Origin of the sequence: Streptomyces sp. 8N706 (assembly GCF_052245415.1) — a bacterium.
In the GTDB taxonomy this organism is placed as follows: Bacteria; Actinomycetota; Actinomycetes; order Streptomycetales; family Streptomycetaceae; genus Streptomyces.
The window spans coordinates 1-11,880 of sequence record NZ_JBQQBW010000163.1 but is presented as its reverse complement, the minus strand read 5'-3'; the positions used below and the strand labels follow the sequence as shown (position 1 = coordinate 11,880).

10 protein-coding genes and 1 pseudogene are annotated in these 11,880 nt (G+C 73.1%); 5 read left to right on the top strand and 6 right to left on the bottom strand.

Annotation, left to right across the window (positions count from 1 at the left end):
• Positions 1–3,107 (bottom strand): DEAD/DEAH box helicase (locus ACTWQE_RS32205; protein ID WP_443332626.1); only part of this gene is annotated, 3,107 nt, incomplete at its 3' end.
• A gap of 73 nt (positions 3,108–3,180) precedes the next feature.
• On the opposite strand from ACTWQE_RS32205, the pseudogene ACTWQE_RS32200 reads away from it, so the two are divergent.
• Positions 3,181–3,947, top strand: a pseudogene (locus ACTWQE_RS32200) (AzlC family ABC transporter permease).
• A gap of 121 nt (positions 3,948–4,068) precedes the next feature.
• On the opposite strand, the gene ACTWQE_RS32195 reads toward ACTWQE_RS32200, so the two are convergent.
• Complete coding sequence (locus ACTWQE_RS32195) at positions 4,069–5,007, bottom strand: hypothetical protein (RefSeq protein WP_443332625.1); 939 nt, start codon at positions 5,005–5,007, stop codon at positions 4,069–4,071.
• A gap of 79 nt (positions 5,008–5,086) precedes the next feature.
• On the opposite strand from ACTWQE_RS32195, the gene ACTWQE_RS32190 reads away from it, so the two are divergent.
• From ACTWQE_RS32190 to recX, 4 genes are all read left to right on the top strand, one after another.
• On the top strand, positions 5,087–5,281 hold the full coding sequence (locus ACTWQE_RS32190) for a DUF3046 domain-containing protein (RefSeq protein WP_443332624.1): 195 nt from the start codon (positions 5,087–5,089) through the stop codon (positions 5,279–5,281).
• A gap of 91 nt (positions 5,282–5,372) precedes the next feature.
• Positions 5,373–6,554 (top strand): AI-2E family transporter, encoded by a 1,182-nt coding sequence (locus ACTWQE_RS32185; protein ID WP_443332623.1) that lies wholly within the window; start codon positions 5,373–5,375, stop codon positions 6,552–6,554.
• Between the two features lie 166 nt (positions 6,555–6,720).
• Positions 6,721–7,860 carry a recombinase RecA gene (recA, locus tag ACTWQE_RS32180; RefSeq protein WP_443332628.1) on the top strand — a complete coding sequence of 380 codons (1,140 nt, stop codon included), beginning with the start codon at positions 6,721–6,723 and terminating at the stop codon, positions 7,858–7,860.
• 3 nt (positions 7,861–7,863) lie between these two features.
• Positions 7,864–8,469 (top strand): recombination regulator RecX, encoded by a 606-nt coding sequence (gene recX / locus ACTWQE_RS32175; protein WP_443332622.1) that lies wholly within the window; start codon positions 7,864–7,866, stop codon positions 8,467–8,469.
• 93 nt (positions 8,470–8,562) lie between these two features.
• Here the strand turns inward: recX and ACTWQE_RS32170 are convergent, their stop codons facing one another.
• From ACTWQE_RS32170 to ACTWQE_RS32155, 4 genes are all read right to left on the bottom strand, one after another.
• The gene (locus ACTWQE_RS32170; RefSeq protein ID WP_443332621.1) at positions 8,563–8,994 is read right to left on the bottom strand and encodes a rhodanese-like domain-containing protein; all 432 of its coding nucleotides are present in this window, start codon (positions 8,992–8,994) and stop codon (positions 8,563–8,565) included.
• The gene (locus ACTWQE_RS32165) at positions 8,991–9,566 is read right to left on the bottom strand and encodes a cysteine dioxygenase (RefSeq protein WP_443332620.1); all 576 of its coding nucleotides are present in this window, start codon (positions 9,564–9,566) and stop codon (positions 8,991–8,993) included. The genes ACTWQE_RS32170 and ACTWQE_RS32165 overlap by 4 nt, the downstream gene beginning before the upstream one ends.
• Positions 9,567–9,626: 60 nt before the next feature.
• The gene (locus ACTWQE_RS32160) at positions 9,627–9,713 is read right to left on the bottom strand and encodes a putative leader peptide (RefSeq protein ID WP_443332627.1); all 87 of its coding nucleotides are present in this window, start codon (positions 9,711–9,713) and stop codon (positions 9,627–9,629) included.
• Positions 9,714–10,378: 665 nt separating this feature from the next.
• A partial coding sequence (locus tag ACTWQE_RS32155) for an FAD-dependent monooxygenase (protein WP_443332619.1) occupies positions 10,379–11,880 on the bottom strand: 1,502 nt, incomplete at its 5' end.

Here is an 11,880-nt window from a genome sequence, read left to right as displayed (position 1 = left end):
AGATCGCCGAGGGGATCCTTGACGGGCTCGGTGAAGGCTTCGGGGACACCCACCGGCAGCGCGGTGCCGAGCGCGTCCCGCAGCCGCCCCGCGTCCTCGACGGTCGCCCAGTGGTCCGCCCCCGCGATACGGACCCGGATCGCGCGGCGGGCCGCCGCCAGCTCCTGCGCCCACTGCGGTTCGGCGCCGCGCTCGGTGAGCTCGGCGTCGGTGAGCGGCCCGAGCAGGCGCAGCACATCGGCGACGCCCTCGATGTCCTTGACCCGGCGGTCCTCGGTGAGCCACTGCAGTTCGCGCTCCAACTCGGCCAGTACCTCGGCGTCGAGCAGTTCGCGCAGCTCGGCCTGGCCCAGCAGCTCGGCCAGCAGCCGGGAGTCCAGGGACAGGGCGGCGGCGCGCCGCTCCGCGAGCGGGGAGTCGCCCTCGTACAGATACTGCGCGACATAGCCGAAGAGCAGCGACCGGGCGAAGGGGGACGGCTCGGGTGTGGTGACCTCGACGAGCCGGACCCGCCGGGCCTCGATGTCGCCCATCAGCTCGGTCAGGCCGGGCACGTCGAACACATCCTGGAGGCATTCGCGGACCGCTTCCAGGACGATCGGGAAGGAGCCGAACTCCGAAGCGACCTGGAGGAGCTGGGCAGCGCGCTGGCGCTGCTGCCACAGCGGGGTGCGCTTGCCGGGGTTGCGCCGGGGCAGCAGCAGGGCCCGCGCGGCGCACTCCCGGAAGCGGGAGGCGAACAGCGCTGAGCCACCGACCTGGTCGGTGACCAGCTGGTCCACGTCACCCTTGTCGAAGGCGACGTCCGCGGCGCCGACCGGGGACTGCTCCTCGTCGTACTCCCGGCCCTGCCGGGCGGGTTCCGCGCCCATGTCGAGCAGGTCCAGGCCCATGAGGTCCGCGTCGGGCAGGCGCAGCACGATGCCGTCGTCGGCGTGCATCACCTGGGCGTCCATGCTGTACCGCTCGGACAGCCGGGCGCCCAGGGCGAGCGCCCATGGAGCGTGGACCTGGGCGCCGAAGGGGGAGTGGATGACGACCCGCCAGTCGCCCAGCTCGTCCCGGAACCGCTCCACGACGATGGTCCGGTCGTCCGGGACGTGTCCGCACGCCTGGCGCTGCTCCGCCAGGTACGCCAGCAGATTGTCCGCCGCCCAGGCGTCCAGCCCGGCCGCGACCAGCCGCAGCCGGGCGTCGTCGGGTGCGAGTCCGCCCAGCTGGCGGAGGAACGCCCCCAGCGCGCGGCCGAGTTCCAGCGGACGGCCCAGCTGGTCGCCCTTCCAGAACGGCAGCCGCCCCGGCACCCCGGGCGCGGGCGAGACCAGCACCCGGTCACGGGTGATGTCCTCGATCCGCCAGGTGGTGGTGCCCAGGGTGAAGACATCGCCGACCCGCGACTCGTAGACCATCTCCTCGTCGAGCTCGCCGACCCGGCCGCCGCCCTTCTTGGGGTCGGCCCCGGCGAGGAAGACGCCGAACAGCCCGCGGTCGGGGATGGTGCCACCCGAGGTCACCGCGAGCCGCTGCGCGCCCGGCCGGCCGGTGACCGTACCGGCGACGCGGTCCCATACGAGGCGGGGGCGGAGCTCGGCGAAGGCGTCCGAGGGATAGCGGCCCGCGAGCATGTCCAGCACCGCGGTGTACGCGGACTCCGGCAGGGAGGCGAACGGCGCGGCCCGCCGGACCACCGCCAGCAGCTCGTCCACGTCCCAGCTGTCCATCGCCGCCATCGCGACGATCTGCTGAGCCAGGACGTCCAGGGGGTTGGCCGGGACACGCAGCGCCTCGATGGCGCCCGTACGCATCCGCTCGGTGACCACGGCCGCCTGCACCAGATCGCCGCGGTACTTGGGGAAGACGACACCGGTGGACACCGCGCCCACCTGATGACCGGCGCGCCCCACGCGCTGGAGCCCGGAGGCGACGGAGGGCGGCGACTCCACCTGGACGACCAGGTCCACCGCCCCCATGTCGATGCCCAGCTCCAGGCTGGAGGTGGCGACCACGGCGGGCAGCCGTCCCGCCTTGAGGTCCTCCTCGACCTGCGCCCGCTGCTCCTTGGAGACCGATCCGTGGTGTGCCCGGGCCATGACGGCCGGCGCGCCCTGAGCGGCGCCGGATCCGCCCATGAGTTCGGCGGGGGAGTGGTCCTCCGGCACGGGCTCGCCGGTGGCGCGCTCGTACGCGATTTCGTTGAGCCGGTTGCACAGCCGCTCGGCGAGGCGGCGGGAGTTCGCGAAGACGATGGTGGAGCGGTGGGCCTCCACGAGATCCGCGATCCGCTCCTCCACATGAGGCCAGATCGACGGTTTCTCGCCCTGTCCGCCGCCCTCGGTGTCCGTGGCGGGGGATCCCCCCAGCTCGCCCAGATCCTCCACCGGCACCACCACCGACAGGTCGAACTCCTTGCCCGACGGCGGCTGGACGATCTTCGCCCGGCGCTGCGGCGACAGGAACCGGGCGACCTCGTCCACCGGCCGCACGGTCGCGGACAGCCCGATCCGGCGGGCCGGGCGGTCCAGCAGCTCGTCCAACCGCTCCAGCGAGAGGGCCAGATGCGCGCCGCGCTTGGTACCCGCCACGGCGTGCACCTCGTCGAGGATCACCGTGTCCACCCCGGCCAGCGCTTCCCGCGCCGACGAGGTGAGCATCAGGAACAGCGATTCGGGCGTGGTGATGAGGATGTCGGGCGGGCGGGTGGCGATGGACCGGCGCTCGGCGGGCGGGGTGTCGCCGGAGCGGATGCCGACCCGCACCTCCGGCTCCGCCAGCCCGAGCCGCACCGCCTCGTGCCGGATCCCCGTCAGCGGGCTGCGGAGGTTGCGCTCCACATCGACCGCGAGGGCCTTCAGCGGTGACACGTACAGCACCCGGCAGCGCTTCTTCGGCTCTGCGGGCGGGGGCGTGCTCGCCAGCTGGTCCAGGGCGGCGAGGAACGCGGCGAGCGTCTTGCCCGAGCCGGTCGGGGCCACGACCAGCACGTCCGAACCCTCGTCGATCGCCTGCCAGGCACCCGCCTGCGCGGGTGTGGGCGCGCTGAAGGCCCCCGTGAACCAGGCGCGGGTCGCGGGGGAGAAGCCGTGAAGGGCCGAGGACGGGTCCGACATGCACTCCATCGTGCACCCCGGCACTGACAAACGCGGTGGGCCCGCAGGTCGGAGCCGCTCCGGCGCAGGCACAATGGCGGCATGGGCGGACAGGAGAGCGCGCGCCACTGGCGCGCTCGTGTTCACCGGCGCTTCTCAGTTCGCCCTGGTGGGCGCTCTCGCGGCGGGTGTCAATCCGCTCACCGCCGTCGCGGGCGCGTTCCTGCTGGGCGTACGCAACGCTTTCTACGGCTTGCGGCTGTCCCAGGTGCTCGGGCTCCCGCGTGCCGTACGCCCGCTCGCCGCGCAGGGGGTCATCGACGAGACGTCCGTGGTGGCGCTGGCCCAGCCCGACCGGCGCAGCGCCCGGATCGGGTTCACGGTCACCGGACTGACCCTGTACGTGCTGTGGAATCTGACCACGCTGCTCGGTGCGCTGGGTGCCTCGGCGCTCGGTGACCCCGCGGCCTGGGGGTGGACGCGGCGGGCCCTGCGGTCTTTCTCGCGCTGCTGGGGCCCATGCTCCGCACGACGGCGGAGCGTACGGTCGCGGGGCTCGCGGTCGTGGTCGCGCTCGTGTGCCACCCACTGCTGCCCGCCGGTGTGCCGGTGCTGGCCGCGGCCCTCGCCGCGCCCCTCGTCCTCGCCGTGCGGGGACACCGGGGGCGCGGCGGGACCGGCCGGGACGGAGGGGTGGGCACCCCGCCGGGCACTGGAGCTGAACGCGCGCGCGGCGGGGCTCGCGGCGGCGGCGCTCGCACTGCTCCTGCGCGCCCCCTTCCTGGCCGTTGTCGCCGTGGCCGTACTCGTCACCGCGGGCGTACGGGCGTTCGCCGGTTAGGGGATGTCCGACGGCTCTGAGTGGGTCGGTGAGCGCCGCCCGGTGCGGGGGACCCCGGGCGTCGCGGGCCGACGAAGGGGCCGTCGGACACGCCCTGGCACATGCGCGTCGGCAGCCGGGTGGATCCCGGGCGGCCGGATCTCAGAGGGGGCGGCCGAAGGCGCGGAGGGTCAGCAGCGACTCGATGGTCACCATCGGCCGTCCTTCGAGGGCGGTCCCCGGTGCCCAGGCGCGCCAGCGGATGGGCCAGCCGCCGTCCTGTTGCTGCCCTTCCGCGAGGAAGTCCAGGGACCGCTCCATCTCGGCCTCGGTGAACCAGCGGCGCGCCAGGGAATCCGGTGTCCGCGCGTAGTCGTACGCGAAGTGGTACTCGTCCGGCCCGTAGCCCTCCGGCAGCGGATACTCCGCGGCGCGGCCCGGCTCCAGCACCACCAGTTCCTGCTCCCGTACGAGCCGGCCGAGCCTCTCGGCCGCCGCCTCCGCGCGCGCCCTGTCGGGAGCGCCGTCGAGGAAGGCGACCGCCGCCTCCGCCTCGTAGGGGTGGGTTTCGCGCAGGGACTCCACCGCCGACCAGCAGAAGTCGGTGGCCCGGAAGAGCCAGGCGTGCCACACGTCGTTGCGGTGCAGCAGCCCCACCACTGGGCCGGTCGCGAGCAGATCGCTCGGCGGGTCGTCGACGACCGGGATCCAGGGCGCTGCCGGGTAGCCGCGCTGTGAGGGGTGGAGCGCGGGCAGCGCCCCGTCCTGGGTGGAGACCTCGCTCAGGTAGCGGCACAGCCGTTCGACCCGGCGGCCACCGCAGCGGCCGATGCCGTCCAGCACGCGCAGGGCGTGGGCGGTGTGCAGGGGCTGGCTGACCGGTCCGCGCAGATCGGGCTCCAGGGCGTGGCCGTATCCCTCGTCGGTGTTGCGATAGGCGGTCAGCGCGGCCTCGACGGCGTCCGCCGCGCGGGACCGGGCCTCCTCCCCGGAGGTGCCGTACAGGAAGTGGTACGCGAATCTGCGCTGCTCGAGCACGCGGGCGGTGAGCCAGATGAACTGCTCGGCGCGGGCGAGAGGGGTTGCTCCGGATCGGGCCATGCACCGACCGTAGGCCGCGGAGTGCCCCGCCGGTCCGGGCAAGCCCACTGCTGCCACTCCAGGGCGGGATACTGGGCGCATGCGGTTGACGGTCTTCTGGCAGCGGATGGCGGATTTCTTCGGCGAGGCGTACGCCGATTCCTTCGCCCGCGATCATGTGATGTCCGAGCTCGGCGGCCGGACCGTGCACGGGGCGCTGGCCGCGGGGTGGGACGCCAAGGACGTGTGGCGCGGGGTGTGCGCGGCCATGGACGTCCCTCCGGAGAAGCGTTGATCCGGCGTTCTCGCCTCCGGTGTGAGCGAGAGCCGGTGCGAGGTTTCGGGGTGGCGGAGTCGGCAGCCGTCCAGTAGGACAGACTGACCGGGTGCCACCAGATGAACCCCCCGAGGACGACGCCCGCCCCGCTCCGCAGCCCGCACGGGCCGACCGCATGCCGCGCTGGCTGCCCCGGGCCATGGTGCTGGCGCTCGCCCTCTTCGCCACCTACCAGCTCGCCAGCTGGGCCTTCCACCAGCTGATCGGGCTCCTGGTCAACATCCTCATCGCGTTCTTCCTGGCCCTCGCGGTCGAGCCCGCAGTGGACCGGATGGCGGCGCGCGGGATGCGGCGCGGGCTCGCCACCGCGCTGGTGTTCCTCGGGGTCGTGGTCTTCTTCGCCGGGTTCTTCGTCCTGCTCGGCTCGATGCTGGCGGGGCAGATCGTCGATCTGGTGGAGAACTTCCCGAGGTATCTGGACTCGGTGATCCGCTGGATCAACGACACCTTCCACACGAGCCTGTCGCGCGTGGACATCCAGGCCAGCCTGCTCAAGTCCGACTGGTTGAAGAGATATGTGCAGAACAGCGCCTCCGGGGTGCTGGACGTGTCGGCGACCGTCCTCGGGGGGCTGTTCCAGGCCCTGACCGTGCTGCTGTTCTCCTTCTACTTCGCGGCCGACGGGCCGCGGCTGCGCAGGGCGCTGTGCTCGGTCCTGCCGCCCGCCAAGCAGGCGGAGGTGCTGCGGGCCTGGGAGATCGCGGTACTCAAGACCGGCGGCTACCTCTACTCGCGCGGTCTGATGGCGCTGATCTCCGGAGGCGCGCACTACGCCCTGCTGGAGGTCCTGGAGGTGCCGTACGCTCCGGCGCTGGGGCTGTGGGTCGGTGTGGTCTCCCAGTTCATCCCGACCATCGGAACCTACCTGGCCGGTGCCCTGCCGGTGCTGATCGCCTTCACCGTCAACCCGTGGTACGCGCTGTCGGTGTTTGGCTTTGTCGTGGTCTACCAGCAGTTCGAGAACTATCTGCTGCAGCCGCGCATCACCGCCAGGACCGTGGACATCCACCCGGCTGTCGCCTTCGGGTCGGTGGTCGGGGGAACCGCGCTCCTGGGCGCCGTCGGTGCGCTGATCGCCATCCCGGCGACGGCTACGCTGCAGGCCTTCCTCGGGGCGTATGTGAAGCGGTACGACGTCACCGACGACCCGCGGGTGCACGGCCGCCGGAGCCGGTACCGGGGCGCCTCCGCCCTTGCCCGGATATGGCGGGTCCTGCGCCGCGGCCGCTGAAGGGGACCGCGACGCGCGGGGCATGGGGCCGCTTGACACTGAAATCGAACATCCATTCATATGGGTGTCCGGCCCCGGTTTTCCACAGGCCGGACGACGCCCGGGCGCATTGTCAGTGGCAGGCGTTAGCGTCGTGGACGTGAAGCGATCGACTCAAGCAAACCGGGTGGAACCCATGGCAGGAACCGACCGCGAGAAGGCTCTCGACGCCGCGCTCGCGCAGATTGAACGGCAATTCGGCAATGGCGCCGTCATGCGCCTCGGTGACCGGCCGAACGACCCCATCGAGGTCATTCCCACCGGGTCGACCGCTCTGGACGTCGCCCTCGGCGTCGGCGGCCTGCCACGCGGCCGCGTGGTGGAGGTGTACGGGCCGGAGTCCTCCGGTAAGACGACTCTCACGCTCCACGCGGTGGCCAACGCCCAGAAGGCGGGCGGCACGGTCGCGTTCGTCGACGCGGAGCACGCCCTCGACCCCGAGTACGCCAAGGCTCTCGGTGTCGACACGGACAATCTCATCCTCTCCCAGCCGGACACCGGTGAGCAGGCACTCGAGATCGTGGACATGCTGGTCCGCTCCGGTGCCCTCGATCTCATCGTCATCGACTCCGTGGCGGCCCTGGTGCCGCGCGCCGAGATCGAGGGTGAGATGGGCGACTCACATGTCGGCCTCCAGGCCCGGCTGATGAGCCAGGCGCTGCGCAAGATCACCAGCGCGCTGAACCAGTCCAGGACGACCGCGATCTTCATCAACCAGCTGCGCGAGAAGATCGGCGTGATGTTCGGCTCCCCGGAGACGACGACCGGTGGCCGGGCGCTGAAGTTCTACGCCTCGGTGCGTATCGACATCCGGCGGATCGAGACGCTGAAGGACGGCACCGACGCGGTCGGCAACCGCACCCGCTGCAAGGTCGTCAAGAACAAGGTCGCGCCGCCCTTCAAACAGGCGGAGTTCGACATCCTCTACGGCGAGGGCATCAGCCGTGAGGGGGGTCTGATCGACATGGGCGTCGAGCACGGCTTCATCCGCAAGTCCGGCGCCTGGTACACGTACGAGGGCGACCAGCTCGGCCAGGGCAAGGAGAATGCCCGTAAGTTCCTCAAGGACAACCCCGACCTCGGGAACGAGATCGAGAAGAGGATCAAGGAGAAGCTGGGCATCGGTGTGAAGCCGCAGACGCCGTCCGAGGAGCCCGGCGCGGACGCCGCGGGTGCGACGGCCGAACCGGCCACGGCCGCCAAGGCGGTTCCTGCCCCTGCTGCCAAGGCCGCCCGGGCCACCAAGGCCGCCGCGGCCAAGAGCTAGTCCATGACGCGGCGAACCGACTGGGGGGAAGCCGGTGGCGACAGCGAGGTAGGTACGGACAGCGGTGTCCCCGACTCGTCGAGGGCCGGGCGGGGAGCGCCGCGCGACCCGGCTGAGCAGGCGCGGGCCATCTGCCTGCGCCTGCTCACCGGGGCCCCGCGGACGCGTCAGCAGCTCGGGGACGCGCTGCGCAAGCGCGGCATCCCGGACGATGTGGCGGACGAGGTGCTGTCGCGGTTCGAGGACGTCGGGCTGATCGACGACGCCGCGTTCGCGGAGGCCTGGGTGGAGTCCCGCCACCACGGGCGGGGCCTGGCCCGCCGGGCGCTCGCCCGCGAACTGCGGACCAAGGGCGTCGACTCCGCGCTGATCGACGGAGCCGTCGGACAGCTCCATCCGGAGCAGGAGGAGGAGACGGCCCGCGAGCTCGTCGAGCGCAAGCTGCGGACGACCCGTGGCCTCGACCGGGAGAAGCGGATCCGCCGGCTCGCGGGAATGCTGGCCCGCAAGGGCTACCCGGAGGGCCTGGCCCTCCGGGTGGTCCGGCGCGCGCTGGAGGAGGAGGGCGAGGATCCCGAACTGCTGGAGCACCACCTCCCGGAAGCCTGAGAGGCGGCTCGGCGGGGCCGATGACCCCTTCCTCCTTGGCGCGGCTTCTCTGCTCGACGCGACCCTTCCGAGGGCCGCAGCCCCGGCCCGCTGTCAGCGATCGGCGGGCTGCGAGGCCGGCCGCGTGACCGGTGCGGGCTCGACGGGCAACCCGGCCGCCCGCCACGCCTGGAATCCTCCGTCCAGGTCCGTGGCGCGATGCAGGCCCAACTGCCGTAGCGAGACCGCCGCGAGGCTGGACGCGTACCCCTCGTTGCAGACCACGACCACCTGAAGATCGTGGCTCGTCGCCTCGGCCGCGCGGTGGCTGCCCCAGGGGTCCAGCCGCCACTCCAGCTCGTTGCGTTCGACGATCAGCGCGCCGGGAATGATGCCGTCGCGCTCACGCAGCGCGGCGTAGCGGATGTCCACCAGCAGCGTGCCCGTCGCCGCGGCCTCGGCGGCCTGCTCCGGGCTCAGCCGGTCCAGCTCCGTACGGGCCTGGGCCAGCAGGGTGTCGATGCTCCGGGCTTGTGTTCCGCTCACGTCCACTCCTCCGGCTGTTCGACCTGTTCCAGCCGCAAGAGCGGCCCGGTGCGGCTGTAGCGCCGCATCAGTGGCAGCGGCGGATAGTACGCGTGCACCGAGACGGCGTGGTCTTCGGCGTCGAGATTCAGCACCTGGTGCACATGGTGCGGGCCGAAGGCCCGGCCCGCACCCGCGGGGAGACGGCGCTCGCGGTCGATGCCGTCGGCCAGTTCGAGGGTCCGCCAGCCCTCCGTCGGTAGCTGCGCGGCGAGGGACTGCTCGGTCAGGAGCCCCCCGGCGGTGGCGAAGGCGCCGCGGGAACCGCCGTGGTCGTGCCAGCCGGTACCGGTGCCCGGCGGCCAGCCGATCAGCCATGCCTCGCTCCCGCCCGGGCCCTCGAGGCGCATCCAGGTGCGCCCCTCGGGATCGAGGGGGAGTGAGGCGGTCAGTTCGGCGTCGGCGGCGGTACGGCGGACGAAGTCGAGCAGCTCGGCGGCCGTGGGGCCCGCCGGGGCCGGTTGTTCGGGGGCGCCGACGGCCCCGACGGCGGATGGGGTGGCGGAAAGGTCGCTGGAGGCGGTGGGAGACACAGGTCCGTCCTGGGTGATCGCGAAGGAAGCGCGGAGCGACCGCGCGGAGCGAGAAACGGATCAGAAGGACGGACGACACACGCAGCCTGCGTAGCGGACCAGGTCCAGATGGACCCTCCGCCAGAAGCACAGCCGGGTGTCAGTCACGGTACGGAGTGAACCATGCACCTCCGCGAAGGGTCAATTACGGACGGCGGCAGACAGACGAACGGTGGTGGACGCCCGGTGCCTGGTCCGACCCGCACCGGTCACCGGCGTGCGCAGGTCTTCCGCGCGCCGGTCCGCGCGGGTCGGGCGCATGTGCCCGCTCTCGCCGCGGGACTGCGCCGTGGGGGCGCAGCGGGCGCATGCTGTCCGCGACCGGCGACCGGCGACCGGCGACCGGCGACCGGCGACCGGCGACCGGCGACCGGCGACCGGCGACCGGGGACCGGCGACCCGCGACCCGCGTCGGCGACGTGCGGTTTCTTGTCCCGCGCTACGCCGCGCGTCGGCACTGTGCTGAAACCTGCCGCGCATCCCGTGGTGGCACCCGGTACTCGAAACGAAGCCTTCCCGCGCTGCGCCCCATGTCAGCGACGTCCGCGGTGCTGTCCTGCGGAACTGCGGCGTGCGCGTCAGTGGCGTGGGGCAGTTTCCCCGTTGCGGTGTGCGCGATGGCCGCGTGGCCAGCCTCGCTCGTTGCGGTGTGCGCGTGGGCCGCGTGGGGCGGCCTTCCCTGTTACGGGACGCGCATCAGCCGTGTGGGGCACCTCCCCCGCTGCGGGGCGCGCATCAGCCGTGTGGGGCAGCCCCCCGGCTGTGCGTGCGCGTCAGCGACGTGCCGAGGCTTGTCCCGCGGACGGCGCCGGGCTGTCGGCCGTGGTCCGCGGCGGGACCGCCGAGCCGCCCCGCACCGCGTCGGCGCACGCGTACAGTTCGGCCGGACGGACCCCGGACATCGCCGCCACCAGGTGGCCGTCCGGCCGTACGAGCAGCACGGTATGCGCCGCGGCCCCGGGGTAGCCCTCGGTGACCAGGACTTCGGCCCGTACCGGCAGCGCGCCGGCAGCGGCCGCGAGCCTCGGCATCAGACCGGCCCCCACCCAGTGCCGGCGCTCCCATACGCCCGTGCCCGGCGCGACCAGCACCACGAGCAGGTCACGCCCCAGCCGGTCCCTCAGCCGGGACGCCGAGCCGTCCGGTGCGGTGACCGGCACATCGGCCACGAACTCGCCGGGGGCCGTGGCCACCTGGGCCGCCCCTGCCGGCGTGGCCGGAGTGAGCGGGGAGCGTGCGTACACCGGGAGCGCGCCCAGTGGCCCGCTCCCCAGGTGGCCGTCCGCGAGGAGCGCGTCGTGCCCGCCGCCCGGACCCGGCAGCAGGGAGCGGCGTACGGCGGGCCACCGGCCGTCGGCGCGCAGCAGCGGCAGTGCCTGGTCGGCCGCGCGCAGCCGAGCTCCCACCGCCGTGCGCCGCTCCGCCTGGTAGCTGTCGAGCAGTGCCTCGGAGGCGCGGTGGTGCCAGGCGAGGGCGAGCTTCCAGGCGAGATTTCCGGCGTCCCGCAGACCTTCGTCCAGCTCCTGGGTACCGAGGGCGCCCAGCAGATGAGCGGCGTCCCCGGCCAGGAAGGCCCGGCCCACGCGCCAGCGCCGGGCGAGCCGGTGGTGAACGGTGTGCACACCGGTGTCCAGCAGCTCGTACGGCGGGGTGCCGCCGCACCACAGCTCCAGGGTGTCGCGGATCCGTGCGATGAGGGCATCGGGTGTGACGAGGTCGCCGCGCGGTGGCAGCAGCCAGTCGATCCGCCAGACCCCGTCCGGCAGCGGCCTGGCCATCACTTCCCCGCCGCGCGGCGGGGAGCGGTGCAGCACGGCCTCGCCGGACCAGGGCAGTTGGGCGCGCAGCGCCGCCACGGCGTGACGTTCGACGGCCGTACGCCCCGGGAAGCGCACTTCCAGCAACTTACGGACGGTGGAGCGGGGGCCGTCGCAGCCGACCAGATAGCTGCCTCGCCACCAGGTACCGCCCCCGGCCTCCGCCGGGACGCCCACGGCCCGCGTGTGGGCCGTGACCCCGTGCTCGTCCTGTTCCAGCGCGTCGAGCCGGCTGCCGGTGGCGAATTGCGCGAGGCTCTCCCCGGCCAGGGCCGCCCGCAGCCGCCGGGTCAGCACATGCTGGGGCAGATGCAGCGGGGACCCGTCCGGCTGACCGGTGTCCGACGGGTCGTCCAACTCCCGTCGGTGCAGCTGCCGTCGGCGGCGTATCGTCCGCCAGCCGGTCCAGCCGCAGCCTTCCCGGGGGCCGGGAGCGCAGCCCAACCGGCCCAGGAAGG

Bases quoted from the DNA above. Each gene is read 5' to 3' on its own strand.
- ACTWQE_RS32195 (WP_443332625.1), bottom strand. From the start codon at position 5,007: ATGGCCCGATCCGGAGCAACCCCTCTCGCCCGCGCCGAGCAGTTCATC.
- ACTWQE_RS32190 (WP_443332624.1), top strand. From the start codon at position 5,087: ATGCGGTTGACGGTCTTCTGGCAGCGGATGGCGGATTTCTTCGGCGAG.
- recX (WP_443332622.1), top strand. From the start codon at position 7,864: ATGACGCGGCGAACCGACTGGGGGGAAGCCGGTGGCGACAGCGAGGTA.